A 20,829-nucleotide genomic window follows, 5' to 3' on the forward strand; every position below is an offset into this window, starting at 1 on the left:
GAATGCGATTGTAGGTGGAGCAGGGGGGATTAATGGCGGTGAGATTGGAGTTTTTAAATCTATTGATTCCGATCCACCGGATCGAGGAGATCTACCCCGACGGCTGGAGTGGGTGTCTCCGAGATCACGCCAAGAGCATCGGAAGAACCTTTTGGCACGATCCGATGTTGGTCAGAGCTGGCGGGTTGATGGATTCAGATCTGATAGACAGTCTGATCCAGAAGTGGACGCGGCTAGGTTTTATCGCGACCGAAGTTGTTGAGGGTCAGACTTTTTGGCAGGACATTTGCCTTGTCGATTCGTTTGGGTTCTCTAAGCACCAGTGTTCGTGGTTGGTGGTTGGTGGCTCTGAGAGGATCGCGTGGCTTCGGGGAACTGAACGTGGGGAAGTCTTCGGGCGGGAGCAGTTCAAGTAAAAAGAGATCCCCTCTGGCGACACCAAAGGGGATCTGTCAATTACATCATGAGTAGCGGGTCACTTCCCTTTTTTCACCACAGTCACTGACGCTATCCCGTAGTTATCGACGGTTCCGGTGATAGTACATGGGACTTCCAACTCACACACCTTCCAAATTTTCTTACCAACCTTTGATAAAGGATCGAAAGTGTACTCCTTGCCATCGTTGGTCTTGAAAAAGGTCGCAGTTCCGTTTGCATTCGGACTCAGCATGCCAGTCATTGTCACTTTTTTGCTGGCTGCGTAAGCACTGGTTGACGCTAGTGATAACAATAAAACTGCAGGAACTATAAGAGCTTTGTTCAATTCAACCTCCTTCTGAGTGGCGGTTATTGTCATGATGATTTGGGGTAGTCGCGAATTAAAATGGTTGCTCTCTGTCAGTTCCAGCCGCCCTTTGGCGGGGGGGGGCTGGTACAAGACGCTCCCCGAGTCATCGTCCGAATAAGTTCTTCTGTGCGTCGGCTGCTGCATTTTGAAGAGCCCTTTCCACGTTTCCCTTGAATTTGTCTAAGCCGATTATCCAATAAGGGTCGCCATCAAGACCTTCCTTCCCAAACAATTGCTTTTCTTCATAAACATTAGAGAGAACCTCATTTTGGTTCATCCCATCTTTTAGGATAGTACCGGAAGGGACCTCAACCAGAGCAAATTGATCTACATTTATTGACCGCTCTTTCTCTTTGTTATCTTTATCATATTTGAACCTGATTTTTAGCGCATATCTACCATTGTTGCTGATGTACTTCTTGACATTGCTCCCAACCAAATATTCAACTTTGTGCATGTTCTGGGCGGCAAAAAAGCTGCCACCAATACCGAAGCCCTGATATAATGCATTCGCAGCAGCGTCACTAGCCAGAGCTGTATCTACACTTGGATCTTTAGATCTTGCGTTGTTAATAGGACCATCTATATTTTTGGAGGTCTCTGCCGTTGAGACTACACCTGTAAAATCTACAAACTCGCGGCCATTCTCTGTTTTGACAGTCTCCCATTTTTTAGATTCAAAATATTTGTATCCGTCCAACGCTTTTCCAATCGGTATACTTTTATCGACAGACCAATAACTGTCTTTGACACTTTCAACTTTGCCTTTACATCCTGCCAGAATAATAACAAGCCCAACTACATAGAAATACTTTAATAAGCCTCGCATTGATATGCCTCCAGATGAAGAGTGATATGAACTGGTTATCGGATTTATCCCATTACATGTTCATGCTGGCCGTTCGGACTCTTTGCACATTCGCCAAAATGTACCGAACCACAGTACCTGCATCTTGACCTGTTCCCGTATTGGTCAACGGGGGAGCGTCCGGCGATCTTCCTACCGATGTTTGAAATGCCATTAGACTTGAGAAACATTCCGACCAATATAAGTACATACCCAAAAACCTTCACATTCCCCCCCTGTTTCGAATCCGGTTGTATTGCATACCGCCGTCAATCAGGACGCTGACCATTTCCAGTACCCCTGAGTGAATTCGACGTTGCTGCCGATTAATAACATACCTATCCGCCCAAATCAATCGGAGGTTTATAAAAAATCAATTAATGGTTTGTGTATCGCCCTCTTGCCATGAGTTATCGTCGGGGCAAAAAGGGGGTGTCAAAACTGTGGCCGACCATTTGACCAGCAAAGATATCGGGTTTAAGTTGCGAATACTTAGACAGGAGGCTGGGTACACGCAGGAGCAACTTGCCGAAAAGGTTGGCGTTTCAACACAGCAGATCCAGAAATATGAGGCGGGTCGGGACAAAATCAGTATCGAGAGAATTCAGTGTCTTGCTGAAGTCTTCTCGGTTCCAGTGCAGGACTTCTTCCGTGTGGCTGGCGAGACCATTCCATTGAACGTTTCAGAACAGGCACTCCTCGAATCCTTCCGTGCTATTGAGAATGAGGACGTGCGTCAGAGCATCCTGAAGTTGGCCATCGTTGCAGCAAAGGTGAAGGAGTAGCACACCGAGCCCAATCCACCAACTGGTAGTTTTTTCCAGCGTCTCCTCATGACGACCATGCACCCTACTGAGTCGGTTCCAAACTCTTCTTTCTCTCACTCCCTGAACTTTCATCAGATCTACCTGCTTAAGAAATCGCTGTCAGTGAAATATGCCTGCCTCTTTAATCCGTCGGAGCAACAACAGCTTACTATTTTATTGACAAATACTCCGGCTCTGATATTACTCACGTAAAAATATCCCTCATGGAGGATGATTATATGGCTACTCTGGTAGAGATTGCAGCACAACTTGTAGCATCACACGCATCGCACACTCCAATGACTTCCGACGAACTCATTGCTGAGATCAACAAGGTTCATGCCGCACTGAAAAGTATTGAAGCTGGCCAGAGTGTTGAGGGAGTGCAGGAAGCCAAGCCCACTCTGACCATCAAAGAAGCTTTCAAGAAGAACGAAATTGTCTGCATGGTCTGTGGCAAGGGAGGCTTCAAGACCTTGAGCCGACACCTGAGTACTGCTCATGGGATGAAGCCCAGCGCATACAAGAAGCAGTTTGGTATCCCTAGCAAGCAGTCGCTTTCAGCGAAGAGTTACTCCGAGGCCAGAAGAGCAATGGCTTTGGACAGAGGATTGGCTGACAACCTCGCCAAGGCTAGATGGGTGAGGATGGCAAATATAGAGGCGAAGAAAGCTGATGCAGCGAAGTCTGCCAAGGCACCGACGAAGGCTGCTAAAGCTGCCAAGACAGTTAAGGCTCCTGCAAAGACACAAAGGACGAAGGCTGCTCCGAAAGCAAAAGCATAACAGCTTTTAACAACCAGATGCAGTTGTACAAAAGGCACCCTTCCGAATCCGAAGAGGTGCCTTTTGTACATTCAAAATATCCAGCCGAGATTCGTCTGTTGGATCTAACTCCCAAAGAGCACAGCGTTTGTGTATGCGCAATATTTCACAGGTCCACAGGCGACTTGGGCTGGGCGTCGTGTGGTCGCAACCGTTAAGCACTCCCATAGGTTGTGCATTTTTACTGCTGTTCTACAGTGGATATGATTGATGTCTTAGCTAGTTCCCCAATATCCCAAGCGGCAAAGGAATGATCAAACCAGATGCCCCTTTGTACACAATCAGCCTTTGTATTTGAATTAGCAGCTTGCAGTCAGGTATACTTTTTATAATGTGTTCATCCGATACAGTCTGAAGAACTGACATGATGGCATTATATGGGTAATGGTGTATTATGCCTGAATTGATATCAGATGATATTGAGAAAAATTCATCATTCACTGAAATTAACAGTGCTTTGTCATATTCAGTAGGATTGTTGTGATTTACTCCTACAAATTCACCTACATATTTATACAACAAATCTTTAAAAGACAAATCGTATTTACTAGATTCTTCTCTTTTTTGTTTCAACGAGTCATTTTGCTGAACTCTGTCATAAAATAAATCTTTGGCTGAAGTTAAAAGCAACTTATTGTAACAACTACCGCACAGGTCCTCGCCGTTCACCTTGTGGAATAGATTGCAATCTCCAGTCATTTTACATCTATCGCACTCTAGAATCACTATTTGTTCCTCCTTGCCTGCAGATGAACTAAATATTAATGCAGATTTTATGGTGCTATTTCAAAACAACTATTTCATTTTGCAACACAAACTCAGCAAGCCTTGCATGTAAGTCGCAGTATTCATTGTACTTATTTAGCGTATTGAAGTGTTGGTTGTACCATTTTTCTACGCCAATGCTTGGCAAACCCTTGTCTTTTAAAACTACAAGCATATTCAATAATGGGATATCTATTTTTTGGCAATAATGCCAAAGATCATATAGTGTTTCACTGATGGCGTGTCTCGATGCAGGATTGCCAAAATCAAGACAGGGAGCATATTCGCTGTAAGCTCTTCTGCTTTTGAACTCTTTCATGTTCAACAGGATTTCGGATAGGAGCTTAGTTTGTTTGGTTCCAGATCCTTTGACAATCTCACTGATTTCTAGTATCAATGCCATACTCTCTGCACCTCCCTTCATCTGATCTACTCACATCCGCTTTCATGCATTAGCGTCCAGATTGGGAATTTTAGGATGCTCTATTATAACACCTATCCTTCTTCTGACTACCCCGCCACCATTTCTGCTTTCCCCGTCCCGATGATCCTGTACACTGACGCGATCCCTATCCCCAGTTCCTCGGCAATCATGCCGTCCGCAGATACTGGTACAGTGTCTCACGGCTGATACCCAGATCCCTTGCGATGACCGCCTTCTTCTCGCCAGTTTCAACCCGTCTCTTGATCTCAGCGATCCGATCGTCGGTCATAGTCCGCTGACGTCCTCTGAACTTTCCTTTCTGTTTGGCTATGGCGATACCTTCGAGCTGGCGTTCCTTGATCAATGATCTTTCGAACTCTGCGAACGCACCCATCACCGAGAGCAGTAATGTCGACATGGGTGAGTCGTCACCGGAGAAGATCAGGTTCTCCTTCCTGAACTCGATTGTGACTCCCTTGGCGGTCAGGGTCTTCACGATCTTCCTGAGGTCATCGAGGTTGCGAGCTAGACGATCAAGAGCATGGACGACGATGTGATCTCCCCTCCTTGCATGTCCCAGCAGTCGCACTAGTTCAGGTCGATTCGTGTCTTTCCCCGATACCTTGTCGATGAACCTCTCGTCCAGCTCGACACCATCCAACTGGCGATCAGTATTCTGCGAAATTGTACTAACCCTGATATATCCGAGCCGCTGACCGTTCATAGCAAGCACCTCCAACCTGAATTCTGTCAAGCTGGAGTCTATAACATTTTGCCACAAGTGTCAAATTTACCCAATATCCACATATATCTGACACTATTTTCACACTCACCTGACGTCCAACTGATCGTACTCTGATTGGACAGTGGGATCTTGAACCAAGGTTCAGTGATATGGTGATCGTCGCTGGGAACCATCAGGCAGGGGAGTACAGCTAGATTGTTTCTATATCTCTCTCCTACCTGATAGACAAGAATTACACAGTCAGAGATCCAAGATATGATCCGATTTGTGTGTAAAAAATGTCTCTCGGGTAGGAAGAGAGATAGACATGCTACTGTAGGTTCAACTTCGCTCTAAGTTCTTTGATTTTCAAGCTGGATGATATGGTTTTGTTGGAAACTGGAATACCAAATGCGTTGATTTTTGTTGTAAGCTGTCGGTCACTTAGTCTATCGTTCTCCAGCAATTCTGATTCGCAGATCTTCAGTATCAATTCCCACTTCTTTGTCTTATTATCTTTACGCTTCTGTCTCTCTTTATTTTTACTGTTAGTCATCACAATCATGATTCCTGTCCTCTTGAATATAGAATCATCTGGATATTTTATTCGTGGACCACACAGGATCTTACTGACCTGCTTTTCTGTGATCTTCTTACCCCTCATTGAATTACACAAACTCAAGAGATCGCAGAAGTCAGTGAAGATGACATCCTCATTCTTTTGATATGCTGCTGCTCGGCTCCAGAAGATATGGAGGGCATTGGCTCGATTACCACCATGGACTCCATTGAACATCTGTTGTTTGAACTGGTTGTACTGGCTCTCCAACCCTCTTCGTCCCGCTATCTTTCGCTGCTGGCGGCGAGGATCGGCTTCAGCCTTGGCTTTGGACTCCGCACGAAGTCGACGGAAGCGTTCTAGTAACTTCTCCTCCGGTGAGTTCATGTGCTCCGTGTAGTCGCTCAGAACTCGTTGCACCACCTCGGTGAAGTCAAATCTGTACTTGCTGTTCGGGTTGGCGTGATCGACGTCTGGAGCCATGTCTGTACAGCTTACGACTGCACGGGAAAGGTGAACCATATCGTTGCCAGAGGCGTCGTCGGGGTCTGTAAAATCTAGTAACGTAGCGACGTGATTAGATTGTCCCTTCGCCTTTTTCCAGCGTTTCTTGTCAGCGTCCACCTTCTTCTTCCACTGGCGGATGCTCTCCTCATCCGGCAGGTCGATATTGAACAATCCAGCTATATGCTGAATGCTGTACTTGGTGTCCGATACTTTGAACAGGATTGTTCGTTTGTTCCGATTCTTGGTCTTCGATCCAGCCAATCTCGATGGTTGAGCCAGATGGTTGCTCACATCAGAGTAGGCTGTTGAACCTTTGAACCACTTGATCATTTCTTGCTTGACGTTTATATAAACATTTCGTTCAGACTCTATGGTCGTATCGTTGACGTATGCCATTCGCCATGCTGAATGTTTCATGTCATGGGTTGCATCAAACAGGAAGTATAGGTGTATTCCATTGCCAGTGAGGTTGATGTAGTTCGGAAGTATAGGGGCTGTCATTATCATATCTATGACAGCCTGTATGTTACCTGCATTCACTTTGTCGATGTCGTCTACAAAACATCTAAATTTGACCAGAGCATCATAGTCTTTGGGATACCATTTCTTTTCTTTGGTTTGAGGGTCTATCAAGACTCCGACGAACTCTTGGTTGTACAGAAGCACATCGTTGTGTTCTTGGATGATTCTGTCCAAGTCGTAAAAAGACTTCGCCGTCTTCTTACGTTCGTCGGCCAGCACGTGGCACTTCGACTCCAACGAACCGAACAGCTCGATGTACAGCTCTTCGTTCATGGCTTGCTGGAACATGCCGCTCAGTGCATCTGCTTTGGCCTCGAAGTCCTCTTCCCACTCTCGGGTTTCGAATTCGTTCGGTTCGTCCGGTTGGTTTGATATATCCACCTCCAGATCTTGGGTTAGTTGACGGATCCTGCTGGACAGAGGTGCTTGACGAGGCTCCAACAGGAATTCGTGGCTTGCCGGGGCGTTGTGATTGAAATGAATTTCTATACTTTCGGATGATTGCATATTAAATTTTCTCCTTTTGAGTTGGGTGTCTGGATACAGGTGTCCCGAGCAGCTGTGTGGACGCAAGACGCAAGTCTGCAACGACCAGTGATGGCGTACTGGCCCAGATTTCCCATATTGATATGTGTTGAGAGGGAGCTACTGGAACTGCGAGGAACTATGTGGCGGGGTGATCAGACCTGCTGTTTGTCTCGTCTTTCATCAGCGACTGCATTCGCAACTGACTTCACGATAACACGGGTCCGGTGATGCTCCTATTATATTTTTCTCTACTTTGAAAGATTGCTGGCGTGACTCATCACAAGACTTCGTTCACTGGAGCTTCAGATCATCTCTGCGTCGTCCAGCCCCCTGCCGCAGGAGCAAGTATGTCCTGCGGCAGGGGCTGGCTCCAGAACGTGAATGCGGAGGTCTCGGGAGTCGGAGCCAGACAATGTCGTGATAGTGGTTGGAGGCTTCTAATTGCCGCCCCTTGACAAAGTGTACTATTAATTGTACTACCAGAAACGGAGAGTTGGACCCATGCAGTCCTGACTAGAAATCGCTAAGTACCTGAAATAGGCCACCCCTTCTCGAACCCGTCGGGAAAGAAGCGCTCCTTGGTGCGGTTGAAGTAGCCGTACTGGATCTTCGGGAACGCCTTCTTCACCTCCTGCAACAGCTTGTACATGCCGATGCCCCGCTTTTGCACCCCCATCCTCTCGTTGTAAAAGGCGGGATCTATGGAGAGGTTCCTCATCTGGAGCATGTCGACGCCGGTCTTTTCGATGAACTTCAAGAGCGCCTCCAGCTCGGAAGGGCTGTCGGTTACCCCGGGGGAGACCAGGTAATTGATCATGGTGAAAAGCCCCTTCTGCTTCGCCGCCTGGACCGATTCGACCACGTCGGCGAACCGGTACCCCTTGGGGCGGTAATAGCTGTTGTAGAACCCTTCCTGCACCGAATTCATGGAGAAGCGCATGGAGTCCATGCCGGCATCGCAGAGCATGCGGACCCGGTCGGGGATCGAACCGTTGGAGTTGAAGTTGACCGTGCCGCGCGAGGTCCCGGCCTTGAGCCTCCTGGTCGCCTCCGCGATGGTGTCGGCCTGCATGATCGGGTCCCCCTCGCACCCCTGCCCGTAGGAGACGATCGGATCCGGCGCCTGCAAAAGGTGCGGCAGCATCAACTCCACGATCTCCTCCGGCGTGGGGACGAACGGGATGCGCTCGTGGTTGGACGGGCAGCAGTCGGAGGGCTGCAGGCTGATGCACCCCAGGCAACGCGAGTTGCAAACCGGGGAGGTGGGGATGGGTGCCTCCCACCTGCGGAAGAAGAGGTTCTTGGCGGCGAAGCAGTGGTAGTCGACGGCGCAGCGCGACAGCTGCTCGATGAGCCGGTTGTTGGGGAACTCGGCCAGCATGCGCCGCACCAGCGGATCGAGCTTCCTGTCGTCGTAGTTCTTGGGGAGCCAGTTCTCGTTGTCGTCCACCCGGGTCGCGGCGACCACGAAGCACTCCCGCTCCTCGTCCCACCCCACCGCGGTGTAGGACCAAAGCGGGAGATGCACCTTCTTCTTGCTGTAGTCACAGGCGGGGAGCAGGGTGCGCATGTATCCCGGAGCCATGAAGGCGGAAACGGCCTGGATCTTCATGTTGCGCCGCCCCTCACGGACGTGGCTCAGGGTGACGAAGCTTCCCTGGTCCTCGTCCCAGGCGATGGGAGGTGTGTCGGGTATGGTGAACAGGCGGCTGTCGTCCGGCAGCGGGATCAGTTCCACCGACTCGGGCAGGACCGCCTCGTCGGCGCTCATCCCCGCCATGGTGAGGTAGGGGTGGTCGTAGATATTCCCCTGGCTGTCGGCGTAGAGGAGTTTCGGCAGTTTCTTGCGTTTCATGTCAATCCTGTGAAAACCGTTAGCCACGGAGAACTTCTGAGTAAATCTGAGAACTTAGAACAACAGGGGCAGAAACTAAAACCAAGAACTTAGCTTTAACAAGGCCTTTTGGTGTTGTGCCTTTCTCAGAAGTCCTCAGATTTTCTCCGTGGCCAATGATTTTTTGGTTTTGTTTTGGCAGCCGCTTACAGTAACAAAAAACCGTGGCGCGGGCAAGGGATGCATCCCGGGGCGCTCCTGGCGCAGCGGCGCGCCTGCCACCATTTTTCTGGCAACACCCTGCCGAATCGGCTACAATCCCCGCCCATGAAGATCCTGCTCTCCACCCTGCACGCCAAGTACGTCCACGCCTCGCTGGCACTCCCCTATCTCGCCTCGGCATCCGCCACCCTGCCCGGTGTGGAGTTGCACATCCTCGAGATGACCATCAACGAACTGCCGGACCAACTGCTGGCGAAGCTTTACGCGGAGCGGGCGGACGTGGTCATGTTCTCGTGCTACATCTGGAACACTGAGCTGACGCTGAAACTGGCGTCGGATCTGAAGCAGCTCGCGCCCGAGACCTTCATCGTCCTTGGCGGCCCGGAGGTCTCCTTCGGCGCTTTCGACCTGATGGTGCGCAACAGCGCCGTCGACTGCATCGTGCGCGGCGAGGGGGAGCAAACCTGCCGGGAACTCCTCGATGCATTGGGCCGCGGGGAGCCGCTGGAGGAAATCGGCGGGATCACCTATCGCGAGGGAGAAGAGGTCATCGCCAACCCGGAACGTGCGGCGCTGGCGGAGCTGGACCTGGTTCCCTCCCCCTTCGCGGCCGGGCTCGTCGACCTCAAAAAACCGCTGGTGTATTACGAGACCTCGCGCGGCTGCCCCTTCTCCTGCGCCTTCTGCATGTCCTCCATCGAGAAAGGCGTCCGTTCCTTCTCCATGGAGAGGATCAAGGCGGACCTCCTGCTGCTCATGGAGGCCGGGGTGCAGACCGTGAAGCTCGCCGACCGGACCTTCAACTACGACGCCAGAAGGGCCAACGAGATCTGGAACTTCATACTGGAGCACAACCGCGGCAGCAAGTTTCATTTCGAGATAGCGGCAGAGCTGCTCACCGGAGATAACCTGGAGCTGCTCGTACAAGTACCGGCTGGTATGTTCCGTTTCGAGATCGGGGTTCAGTCGGGCGGGGAGGAGACGCTGGCCAAGGTGGAGCGGAAATCGAGCCTGGAGAGGCTCTACGCCAACGTGGAGCGGCTCAAATCGGCGACGAAGGTCACGGTGCATCTCGACCTGGTGGCGGGACTTCCGGGGGAATCTCTGGAGGGGTTTCTCGCCTCGGTCCAGGGCCTCTTCACGCTCGACGCCGACCACATCCAGGTCGAGCCGCTCAAGGTCCTGAAGGGAACCGCGATGCGGGGGATCGCGCGCAAGGAAGGGTACGCCTATGCGGAGGCGGCGCCCTACAAGATACTGCGCACCCCGTGGCTCACGTTCGAGGAGATCCGGCGCATCGAAGGGATCAGCCGTCTCCTGGACCTGGTCTACAACAGCGGCAGGTTTGCCGCCACCATGCGGCTCTTCGCCGCCGAGCGCCCCCTGTCGCAGCTCCTCGACGAAGCGGCACAATTCTTCGAATCCGCCGGGCACTTCGCCGGCAACCTTTCCCTCGCCTCGCTCTTCGAGGCCCTTTGGCGCTTCGGTACCGGGGGGAGGGACGAGGCTGCAAAAGAACGCCTGCGCGATGCCCTCTGCTTCGACTTCTGCCTGACCGGCTACCCCGCAGGCAACCCTCCCAGCTTCTTCACCCGCGGCAGCGGACCGGACGCACCGGGCGCCCCCCTGCGCCTGGAAGCAAAGCCCGGGGAACGCGTGCGCTATTACCGCCGCACCTTCGCCCGGGATTACCGCTGCACACCCTGGCGCGAAGAGCCCACCGTCCTCACCTTCGTCTACCGCTCCGCCCCGGGGGCGGGACTCCAGGTACAGGTCCTCTAGTTTCCCGTCTCAGCCGCGTCCCGCGGCATCGGTCCCCTCTTGCATCCTCGACACAGCACGGGATACTTTCCGCTTAGCGCGCTCTCATCACACAATGCCGCAGCGGAGAGGCCATGGAATACTTCACGGTTTGCTGCCAGCGCAAGGGAAGCGTCTCTATCGACGGGATCTACCAGGGTGAAAACAAGGACGGCGAAACGCCCCGGGTGTTCCGGTGCCGCGCCGGTCTGCACGACATATCGCTGCAGTGCCGCGTGGGGCAGAAGTGCCGGGAGATGACACAGAGGGTCATCATCTGCGGGACCAACGCCATCGTCCCCCTGGTGGTCCGTTTCTTCTGCGACCTTCAGGAGTAGCGCCTCTATGGCGCGGCTTTCAGGATCTGCAGCACGAACCTCCAGTATCTCGCAACGCTTTCGATGTAGACCCTTTCATCAGGCGAGTGCACCTTCTCCATGTTGGGCCCGAAAGAGACCATGTCCATCCCCGGAATGCGCTCTCCGATGATGCCGCATTCGAGACCCGCATGGATCGCCTTCACCTCGGGTTCCGTGCCGTAAAGATCGCGGTAGCACCTTTGCGCGAGCTTCAATAGCGGCGAATCGATGTTCGGCTGCCACCCCGGGTACCCCTCGCTCACCTCGACCACGGCACCACCCATTTCCAGGATGGACTGCACCGTGTCGACCACCTCGGTCAGGCGGGACGCGCTGGAGCTGCGCTGGCTGGTGATCAGGACCACTTCGTCCTGTTCCGTGTTGATCACGGAGACGTTGGTGGAAGTCTCGACCAGCCCCGGGATCTCCGCGCTCATGCGTTGCACGCCACTGGGGAGGGCGGAGATGGTCTTCAGCACCTGCCGCTGCAGGTGCGGCTCCATCACCGTCGCCGGCCCCGCCTCGCACGGCTCCAGGGTCAGTCGCACGCCGGGATCTACCGCCGGCAGCTCCGCGACGAATACCGCCGCCAGTTCCTCCACCACCGCCCGCGCCCCTGCCACCAGCTCCGGCGCCAGGTACATCACCGCGCTGCACTCCCTCGGGATGGCGTTTCTCATGTTGCCGCCGTCGATGGCAGCGATCCTTCCCCCCAGCCCTGCCAGCGGCGTGAGCGCCCGGCTCAGCAGCTTGATGGCGTTGCCGAGCCCCTTGTCGATCTCGAGGCCTGAATGCCCTCCCTTCAGCCCCTTCACCGCGACACGAACCGGCACGGCGCCTGCGGGGACCGGCTCCCTCACCAGGGGCCACCTCCCCACGGTGTCCTTGCCGCCGGCGCAGCCGATGTAAAGGGCCCCCTCTTCTTCCGAGTCCAGGTTCAAAAGGGACCTGCTCGCCACGAGCCCCGGGGTGAGGTTCTTCGCCCCGCGCAGGCCGGTTTCCTCCTCCACGGTAAAGAGGAGTTCCAGCGGTCCGTGCTCGATGCTTCCATCCTCCATGATGGCGAGGGAAGTGGCCACACCGATGCCGTTGTCGGCGCCCAGGGTGGTCCCGTTGGCGGTCAGCACCTCGCCATGGCGCACCAGTTCAATGGGATCCTTCAGAAAGTCGTGCATCTTGTCCGCGTTCTTCTCGCACACCATGTCCAGGTGGGACTGCAGGCAGATGCTGCGAACCCGCTCCTTCCCCGGAGTGGCCGGAAGTCTCACCACGATGTTTCCGCAGTCATCCTTGGCCCGCTCCAGGCCCAGTTGCCCGGCACGCTCCAGGATGTATCCGCCGATCCGGTCCTCGTGCCCCGACGGTCTGGGAATTGCGGATATCGCCGCGAAGCAGTTCCAGAATACTTGAGGCTCGATGCCACCAATCGCGTCAGTCATGTCTGCTCCTGAATAAAGAATTCCCCTGCAATTTCCTTGCAGGGGATGAAGGGGCTGCTCGAAGCGGCTCTTTCTGCTGACGCCCGGCTAGAGGTTCTTGACCTTGGCCTTGACCCGGGCGAACTCCGGCGTGGAGTCGGGGAGCCAGTTCTTCGCCGGCAGCTTGGAGATCTCCTGCTGGATGTCCTTGATCCGGTCCACCGTCTCCGGATGGGAAGAGAAATACTTGGCGATCTTGCCGGGCTGCCTCTCCTCGGCGGCGTCGAGCTTCTTGAAGAAGCTGACCATCCCCTCCGGGTTGTACCCGGCCTTGTACATGGTCTCCACGCCGAGGTAGTCGGCCTGGCTTTCCATCTCACGGCTGTAGTACATGCCGCCGGCCTTGCCGAAGAGGTCGGCCGCGATCTTGGAAAGCTCTCCCCCCTGCCCCCCCAGAAGCAGGCTCGTGATCAGGCTGTAGCCGTACTGCTGCGTCATCTGCCGGGTCGAGTGCCTCGCCACCACGTGGTTCATCTCGTGCGCCATCACCGCCGCCAGCTCGGTCTCGCTGGCCGCCGCCTTTAAGAGGCCGGTATTGACGTAGGTGTGCCCGCCCGGAATGGCGAAGGCGTTGACGCTGTCATCCCGCACCACCTGGAAGGTGAAAGGGAAATCCTGCTTGCGCACGCCGGTCAGTAGCCTCCTCCCGACGCCATCGATGTACGCCTGCACCTCCGGGTCCCTCACCACCGGGTGCTGCTTCTCAACCTCCACCGCGAACTTGTCTCCCAGCTCCTTCTCCTCGGAAACGGAAACCAGGTTGAATCCACCCACGGAGGACTTGTTGACGGCACAGCCGGAAAGGAGGGAAAGACTCAACAGGATGGGCAGGAAAAGCCTTTTCAGGTATTTCATCAAACAAACCTCCGGAATATAAATTATATGGTGCAGCAGGACTCAACGATCGGCGGGATCTCTCCACTCCACCGCGCCAAAGGCCCTGTCACTGACAAAGGTGTAGACGAGACTCAAGGTACCTTCGGAACGGTATTTGGTGAGAATATTAGCATAGTTCGTGTCGCGTATCGACTCCGAATATTGCAACCCTAGTGCGTGGTTGCCGTGGATTCTTATTGTCAGAGCACTATGGCCCCTGAACACGCTTTCCGAGCCGTCGTGATCGGGGCCGACACTGCTGACATAGTACCAGCGCCCGCTCAGGTCCACCATCGCCCTATCGCCAAAGAGGAAGTTCATCGCCAGCAGCACCTGCGGTGTCACCCCGTAGTGATACCCCCGCTCCTCCCGGACGTCCGATTCGAGGCCGGTTGCGCCGAAGCCTACCCCGCCGAGGAGCGACCCCTGGGCCGCCCCCCCGGGAGATATCCAGTACTGCGCGGTGGTACCCAGCGACAGTGCCGTGCTCGAGACCCTGAAGACGTAGGGGGAGATGTAGTCATAACTGCCGTAGAGCCCCCAGATGCCGCGATAATCCCTGCCTATCTCGTACCTCTCCCCCTTCAGCAACCCCCTGATGGTGAGGGTGTCCACCAGGTTGTGCTGCCGGGCCCTGGTGGAAATCTCAAAGTTGAAGTAGTCGAGGGGGCGGTGGTAGCTGTAGCCCGGCTTCCCTGGCAGCCCGTAGGCCATGGAAAATTCCACGATGCCGATGCTGTCCTGGCTGCTCTCCTTTACCGGGGCGGTGAGGTTTTTTGAGTGAACGTCGAGGCTGAAACCGGCCCGGCACAGCCACAACGTGGCCGGGCTATGATTCGGAAAGACGGTGTCGAACCGCTTGCCAAAGAGCAGGCGATTGACCGCAGTCGGTGGAGAAATGGCCGCGGCGGCGAGCCGGTGCCCGATAGGAGGGTTCACCCCCCCCTCTTCCAGGACGAGGTCAGCCATCCGGAACAGGGCCTCCCCAAGCAGGGCGCCCGCATTGCCCGTGGTTATGAGGTCGTTGGTCGAGGGGCGTGAATTCTCGCCGGCCATTTCCCACAAGAAGCTCCCGGCGTTGCTGTACACGAGCGACTGCCAGAAGTTCAAGCCGGAGGAGCGGGCCAGGCCGTACATGGTGGCGCCTTCGTACGGGTGCCCGAATTGGTTGACCTTGAATGTGTCCTGGTCGAAGGTCCAGTCCTGATGGGTCAGTTGATGCCAGAAGGTGGAAGGGTTGGTCGCATAGGTCCGTTTACCGTCGTCCGTCTTCTTGTCGTGCAACGCGATCCTGTCGAAAGCGTTGAGCAAAACGATAAAGGCGGGTATTTCAAGCGCGGGCACCACGTAGCTCTTGCCTTCGCCCGTCTCCCAGTCAAGTGCCGGGCGCTCCGGTGCGGCACCCTTTGCCCCCGGGGGAAGCATGTCGTTTTGGGCGACAGTGTAGCCGGAGCGGCTTCTAAGATTTCTCCAGCTGGAAAGCGACGGATCGTCGCTGGTTACCCGCCATGTGAACTCTTCTCCGGCGTGGTCAGATCCGATTGCACTGGTGTCGGCGGGAGGGTCAGTGGCGGTTGCCGTAGCGCCGCACACGTGCCCCGGCGCTGCCAGAACCACACACAGGACCATTATCACAAGCAGGAAGACAGGAGCAGATCCCGGTGAGTATCTCATACCGCCTCCCATCACTCAGGTGACCGGGGCGCCAGCTCCAGCGGTTCCAGGCGGGCACGTGCGGCCGGCAGATGAGGGATAATGTCGGAAAAATTAACACCCTATAATCTACCTGCACTCCTTTCGTTGTCAAGGTCGCGGCTCTTTGACGTTGAGTAAGCCCCGCGGCATAAAAAAACCCCGCCGGCGGCGCCGGCAGGGCTGTAAGTCCTGGCAAGGAAGAGGTTACAACTTACGGAAGGACTCCATCTCCCTGTGCATGGAAACGATGAGCTCGTTGATGGTCTCGATTTCGCCGAGCATCTTCTTCGCCTCTTGGGCGGTCCCCTGGATCAGCCGATCGACCTCTGCCACATCGTTACGCAACACGTCACCGATGGCGAGCTGCTCCATGCAGGTTTCCTTCAACCGCTTCACCTTGTCGTTGTCTTCCTGCACGCTCTGCATGTACAGCCGGTTGCCGCGGACCTGTTCATCGGTGGAGCTGGTTATCTTCTTCGATAGGGCACGCATGCGCTCCAGGCTCCGGACGATCAGCTGGGCTCCGGTCTCCTCTTCCTGGATAGCGCGGCTGAACTGCTTGACGCGGGTCAGGTTTTTCTCGGCCTCCTCCGTGATGAGCCTGCTCCCCGACGCCTGCTCATTGGTGGCGGCCGCGATCTGCTGTACCATCCGCGAGGCCTCGGCGGCGCTGTCCTCGATCCTGTGCAGCGCCTCGTCAGCCTTCTCTGATACAGTCACCCCTTCGGCCACCTTATCCTTGCCAAGGCGGGCCGCCGTCTCGGCTGCGGCCGTCTCCTTCTGGATATTGGCGACCAGTTCCTCGATTTCATCGGTGGAAGCGGAGGTTCTCTTGGCCAGAGCGCGGACCTCCTCGGCAACCACGGCAAAGGCCTTACCCCGCTCGCCAGCCTGCGCCGCGATGATGGAAGCGTTGAGGGAAAGGAGGTTGGTCTGGGCCACGACCTCCTTGATGACATCGAGGAACTCACCCACGCGAAGGGAATGCTGTGACAAGCGGTTGATGGCATCGACGGAGCGGTCGCTGTGTTCCTCGATCGCGGTCATGGCGGCGATGGTTGCCGCCATAGCCTCCATCCCCTCCACTGCCTGGACCCGGACCTTGTCCGAGCAGTCCGAGGTGCGGCGGGCGTTGTCGCGGATGTCGCTGATAGAGTTACCGATGGCGAGGATGGAGTTGTAGGTTTGTTCCGTGGAGTTGGTCAGCGCGTCGATGTTCGAGGCGGTCCCCTTGATGCTGGTGGCCATTTCCTCTATCGAAGCGGAGGTTTCCATGACAGAGGCTGAATATTCCTGGATGCTGAGGGCGATGGCGTCGGTGGCGGCACTCATTTCCGTGGAGATGGAAGCCCGCTCATCCGTGCGCACCGCGATGTCCTCGATCTCCTTAAGCAGATCCTTGAAAAAGGCGTTCATGTCGTCGATCGCGCCGATGGTCTCTTGTTCCCTGGCGGCCTGTTTCTCGTTGTTGAGAACCGTCCTGGTGAAGTCTGCGGTGAGACGGCCATGGCGGCCGGAGATGTCGGCTGCCAGCTTCGATACGTTTTCCACCATCACCAAAACCCGGTGCATCAGGGCTTCGTTGCACACCATCAACTGCTGCAATTCATCACCTTTTCCTGACATGGATGGGGTGGAATTGTCACCGGTGATCCTCCCCAGGATCTTCAGTTGCTGTTCGACGTAAAGCCTGAGCGCCTCCTTGATGATCTGGTAGCAAAACGTTCCGACGATGAATCCCGCAGCCAGACAGCCGAGGACATAGAGGGGTGCGAAGGCCTTGGCACCGAAGAAAAGCCAGGAATAGAAAGGAAAGATCACCCCCATGAGCAGGCCGAAGCAAACCATGAAGATGTATGTGCTGTGCAGTGAAGAGAGGTATTTCCTGAAAAACATAGAATCCCCTGTCGCATTCAAATATGCCAATTACTACATTAAAATCATGAAGGTGTCAATCCAATAGGTATAACACCCTAACAGGCACAGTTTTAAGAGTAGTAAGCAGCGGTTCGAAAAAGAGGACACGTGCGGCGTAGAAGTAAAAAGGGTGGAAAGATCCCCCTCTCCCCCTGGGAGAGGGGCGGGGGTGAGGGCGCAGCCTGGGCGTGAAAGAGGCCGGCCCGGAGACGCTGGCAAGCCTTGGGTCAGAACGCGAGAAAGCCCCGCCTGGACGAACCTGGCGGGGCTTTTTCTATTAAATTCCCTGCGGCGACCTACTCTCCCACACCGTTACCAGTGCAGTACCATCGGCCCTGAGAGGCTTAACTTCCGTGTTCGGGATGGGAACGGGTGTGGCCCTCTCGGCATAGCCACAGAGAAACTCTTGGTAAGGGCGAATGATTATTCACCCCTACAGTCTATTTCTCTTCAATTGCATCATCATGAATGTAGGTTGCAGCATCGGCAGTTTATGATCGGGGGGTGGAGAACCACCCCCTCTCTAAGAATTTTTATGGTCAAGCCTCACGGCCGATTAGTACCGGTAAGCTGAACGCATTACTGCGCTTACACACCCGGCCTATCAACGTTGTGGTCTACAACGGGCCTTTAGGGATTGCTCCCAGGGATACCTAATCTTGAAGGAGGCTTCCCGCTTAGATGCTTTCAGCGGTTATCCTTTCCGTACATAGCTACCCAGCGACTGCTCCTGGCGGAACAACTGGAACACCAGAGGTACGTTCAACCCGGTCCTCTCGTACTAAGGTCAACTCTTCTCAAGTATCCTACGCCCACAGAAGATAGGGACCAAACTGTCTCACGACGTTTTAAACCCAGCTCGCGTACCGCTTTAATTGGCGAACAGCCAAACCCTTGGGACCTACTTCAGCCCCAGGATGCGATGAGCCGACATCGAGGTGCCAAACCTCCCCGTCGATGTGAACTCTTGGGGAGATCAGCCTGTTATCCCCGGCGTACCTTTTATCCGTTGAGCGACGGCCCTTCCATACAGAACCGCCGGATCACTAAGACCTACTTTCGTACCTGCTCGACTTGTTGGTCTCGCAGTCAAGCTCCCTTATGCCTTTACACTCTACGGCTGGTTTCCAATCAGCCTGAGGGAACCTTCGCGCGCCTCCGTTACTCTTTGGGAGGCGACCGCCCCAGTCAAACTACCCATCAGACAGTGTCCCCGATCCGGATGACGGACCTGGGTTAGACATCCAAACAAACCAGGGTGGTATTTCAAGGTTGACTCCACCGAGACTAGCGTCCCAGCTTCAAAGTCTCCCACCTATCCTACACAAGCTTATTCGAATGTCACTGTCAAACTGTAGTAAAGGTGCACGGGGTCTTTCCGTCTTTCTGCGGGTACTCGGCATCTTCACCGAGAATTCAATTTCGCTGAGCCACTGGTTGAGACAGCGCGGAAATCGTTACGCCATTCGTGCAGGTCGGAACTTACCCGACAAGGAATTTCGCTACCTTAGGACCGTTATAGTTACGGCCGCCGTTTACCGGGGCTTCGGTTCAAAGCTTCACCTTGCGGCTAACAAATCCCCTTAACCTTCCGGCACCGGGCAGGCGTCAGACCCTATACGTCGTCTTGCGACTTTGCAGAGTCCTATGTTTTTAGTAAACAGTCGCTACCGCCATTTCTCTGCGACCCTCTTCAGCTGTGCGAGCGAATCGCCTTCACCAAAAAGGGCATACCTTCTCCCGAAGTTACGGTATCATTTTGCCGAGTTCCTTAACCAGTGTTCTCTCAAGCACCTTAGGACATTTATCCTCACCCACCTGAGTCGGTTTACGGTACGGTCACCTGCTGTCTGAAGCTTAGAGGCTTTTCTTGGAAGCATGGGATCAACGACTTTACGGGGATACCCCCTCGTCATCAGTTCTCAGCGTTGAATGGAAGAAGGGATTTGCCTCCTCTTCCCGCCTACGACCTTAAACCTGGACAACCAGCGCCAGGATCGTCTACCCTACTCCGTCCCCCCATCGCAACAACAGGTGGTACGGGAATATTAACCCGTTTCCCATCAACTACGCCTTTCGGCCTCGCCTTAGGGACCGACTAACCCTACGCAGATTACCTTTACGTAGGAAACCTTGGGTTTTCGGTGACAAGGTTTCTCACCTTGTTTTTCGCTACTCATGTCAGCATAATCTCTTGTGATACCTCCAGCCGTCCTCACGGTCGACCTTCGCAGGCTTACACAATGCTCCCCTACCACTTGATCCTTAAGGATCAAATCCGCAGCTTCGGTACTATGCTTAGCCCCGTTACATTTTCCGCGCAGACCCACTCGACCAGTGAGCTATTACGCTTTCTTTAAAGGGTGGCTGCTTCTAAGCCAACCTCCTGGTTGTCTGGGCATTTCCACATCGTTTTCCACTTAGCATAGATTTTGGGACCTTAGCTGGCGGTCTGGGCTCTTTCCCTTTTGACTACGGATCTTATCACCCGCAGTCTGACTCCCACAATAACAGTTAGCGGTATTCGGAGTTTGGTTAGGTTTGGTAACCTGGTGAGGCCCCTAGCCCATCCAGTGCTCTACCCCCGCTACTTACTTTGTGAGGCTATACCTAAATATATTTCGGGGAGAACCAGCTATCTCCGAGTTTGATTAGCCTTTCACTCCTATCCACACCTCATCCCCTGGCTTTTCAACGCCAGTGGGTTCGGGCCTCCACGAAGTGTTACCTTCCTTTCACCCTGGACATGGATAGATCACCCGGTTTCGGGTCTACCCCCTGCAACTAATTCGCCCTATTAAGACTCGCTTTCGCTGCGGCTCCGTTCCATGAACTTAACCTCGCTGCAAAGGGTAACTCGCTGACTCATTATGCAAAAGGCACGCGGTCACACTGGATTGCTCCATAGTGCTCCCACTGCTTGTAGGCATACGGTTTCAGGTTCTATTTCACCCTCCTCATTGGAGTACTTTTCACCTTTCCCTCACGGTACTGGTTCACTATCGGTCAGAGAGTAGTATTTAGCCTTGGGAGATGGTCCTCCCGGATTCCCACGAGGTTTCACGTGCCTCGCAGTACTCGGGGACACCCTAGGGTGACTCATGGTTTCGGATAAGGGGCTATCACCCACTATGGCCGGCCTTTCCAGACCGTTCTCCTACCAATCATCAATCCCACGTCGGGGCCCCACAACCCCGGTACCATCGAAATGGTGCCGGTTTGGGCTGTTCCGCTTTCGCTCGCCGCTACTGACGGAATCACTATTGTTTTCTTTTCCTGAGGGTACTTAGATGTTTCAGTTCCCCTCGTTCGCCACATAGAGCTATGAATTTACTCTACGTTACTGGAGCATTAC

16 protein-coding genes and 2 rRNA genes (1 of these 18 cut by a window edge) are annotated in these 20,829 nt (G+C 54.3%); 5 read left to right on the plus strand and 13 right to left on the minus strand.

The window, feature by feature from the left end; all coding sequences use genetic code 11:
• The first annotated feature begins 32 nt into the window (after positions 1-32).
• Positions 33-416 (plus strand): hypothetical protein, encoded by a 384-nt coding sequence (locus KP001_RS11980; protein ID WP_217285878.1) that lies wholly within the window; start codon positions 33-35, stop codon positions 414-416.
• Between the two features lie 59 nt (positions 417-475).
• On the opposite strand, the gene KP001_RS11985 is transcribed toward KP001_RS11980, so the two are convergent.
• Both KP001_RS11985 and KP001_RS11990 read right to left on the minus strand, forming a co-directional pair.
• Positions 476-763 carry a hypothetical protein gene (locus KP001_RS11985; RefSeq protein ID WP_217285879.1) on the minus strand — a complete coding sequence of 96 codons (288 nt, stop codon included), beginning with the start codon at positions 761-763 and terminating at the stop codon, positions 476-478.
• A 127-nt stretch (positions 764-890) separates the two neighbouring features.
• Positions 891-1,616 carry a hypothetical protein gene (locus tag KP001_RS11990; RefSeq protein ID WP_217285880.1) on the minus strand — a complete coding sequence of 242 codons (726 nt, stop codon included), beginning with the start codon at positions 1,614-1,616 and terminating at the stop codon, positions 891-893.
• Between the two features lie 461 nt (positions 1,617-2,077).
• On the opposite strand from KP001_RS11990, the gene KP001_RS11995 reads away from it, so the two are divergent.
• A complete protein-coding gene (locus KP001_RS11995) occupies positions 2,078-2,419 on the plus strand; it encodes a helix-turn-helix domain-containing protein (protein ID WP_217285881.1) in 342 nt (113 codons plus the stop codon).
• A 260-nt stretch (positions 2,420-2,679) separates the two neighbouring features.
• Positions 2,680-3,225, plus strand: a complete 546-nt coding sequence (locus KP001_RS12000) for a Ros/MucR family transcriptional regulator (RefSeq protein WP_217285882.1) — start codon at positions 2,680-2,682, stop codon at positions 3,223-3,225.
• Between the two features lie 258 nt (positions 3,226-3,483).
• On the opposite strand, the gene KP001_RS12005 is transcribed toward KP001_RS12000, so the two are convergent.
• The 5 genes from KP001_RS12005 to KP001_RS12025 all read right to left on the minus strand — a co-directional run bounded on the left by KP001_RS12005 (position 3,484) and on the right by KP001_RS12025 (position 9,148).
• Positions 3,484-3,990: a hypothetical protein gene (locus tag KP001_RS12005; protein ID WP_217285883.1), complete on the minus strand. Its 507-nt coding sequence runs from the start codon at positions 3,988-3,990 to the stop codon at positions 3,484-3,486.
• Between the two features lie 55 nt (positions 3,991-4,045).
• Entirely contained in the window at positions 4,046-4,432 is a 387-nt protein-coding gene (locus tag KP001_RS12010; RefSeq protein ID WP_217285884.1) for a hypothetical protein, read from the minus strand.
• Between the two features lie 187 nt (positions 4,433-4,619).
• Positions 4,620-5,177 (minus strand): recombinase family protein, encoded by a 558-nt coding sequence (locus KP001_RS12015; RefSeq protein WP_217285885.1) that lies wholly within the window; start codon positions 5,175-5,177, stop codon positions 4,620-4,622.
• 331 nt (positions 5,178-5,508) lie between these two features.
• Positions 5,509-7,272, minus strand: a complete 1,764-nt coding sequence (locus tag KP001_RS12020; protein WP_217285864.1) for a hypothetical protein — start codon at positions 7,270-7,272, stop codon at positions 5,509-5,511.
• A gap of 544 nt (positions 7,273-7,816) precedes the next feature.
• Positions 7,817-9,148 (minus strand): radical SAM family protein, encoded by a 1,332-nt coding sequence (locus KP001_RS12025; RefSeq protein WP_217285886.1) that lies wholly within the window; start codon positions 9,146-9,148, stop codon positions 7,817-7,819.
• Positions 9,149-9,454: 306 nt separating this feature from the next.
• Here KP001_RS12025 and KP001_RS12030 point away from each other — a divergent pair, with 306 nt between their 5' ends.
• Entirely contained in the window at positions 9,455-11,131 is a 1,677-nt protein-coding gene (locus tag KP001_RS12030; RefSeq protein WP_217285887.1) for a B12-binding domain-containing radical SAM protein, read from the plus strand.
• Positions 11,132-11,244: 113 nt separating this feature from the next.
• On the plus strand, positions 11,245-11,487 hold the full coding sequence (locus KP001_RS12035) for a hypothetical protein (protein WP_217285888.1): 243 nt from the start codon (positions 11,245-11,247) through the stop codon (positions 11,485-11,487).
• A 5-nt stretch (positions 11,488-11,492) separates the two neighbouring features.
• Here the strand turns inward: KP001_RS12035 and KP001_RS12040 are convergent, their stop codons facing one another.
• From KP001_RS12040 to KP001_RS12065, 6 genes are all read right to left on the minus strand, one after another.
• The gene (locus tag KP001_RS12040) at positions 11,493-12,947 is read right to left on the minus strand and encodes an aminoacyl-histidine dipeptidase (protein WP_217285889.1); all 1,455 of its coding nucleotides are present in this window, start codon (positions 12,945-12,947) and stop codon (positions 11,493-11,495) included.
• 87 nt (positions 12,948-13,034) lie between these two features.
• Complete coding sequence (locus KP001_RS12045; protein WP_217285890.1) at positions 13,035-13,841, minus strand: M48 family metallopeptidase; 807 nt, start codon at positions 13,839-13,841, stop codon at positions 13,035-13,037.
• A gap of 42 nt (positions 13,842-13,883) precedes the next feature.
• Positions 13,884-15,536 carry a DUF3943 domain-containing protein gene (locus KP001_RS12050; RefSeq protein ID WP_217285891.1) on the minus strand — a complete coding sequence of 551 codons (1,653 nt, stop codon included), beginning with the start codon at positions 15,534-15,536 and terminating at the stop codon, positions 13,884-13,886.
• Between the two features lie 225 nt (positions 15,537-15,761).
• Positions 15,762-17,453, minus strand: coding sequence for a methyl-accepting chemotaxis protein (locus KP001_RS12055; RefSeq protein ID WP_217285892.1), 1,692 nt, complete (start codon positions 17,451-17,453; stop codon positions 15,762-15,764).
• 304 nt (positions 17,454-17,757) lie between these two features.
• Positions 17,758-17,874: ribosomal RNA gene (gene rrf / locus KP001_RS12060) — 5S ribosomal RNA — on the minus strand.
• Positions 17,875-18,009: 135 nt separating this feature from the next.
• Positions 18,010-20,829, minus strand: a 23S ribosomal RNA gene (locus KP001_RS12065) (it continues 137 nt past the right edge of the window).

Source organism: Geomonas subterranea (genome assembly GCF_019063845.1).
In the GTDB taxonomy this organism is placed as follows: Bacteria; Desulfobacterota; Desulfuromonadia; order Geobacterales; family Geobacteraceae; genus Geomonas; species Geomonas subterranea.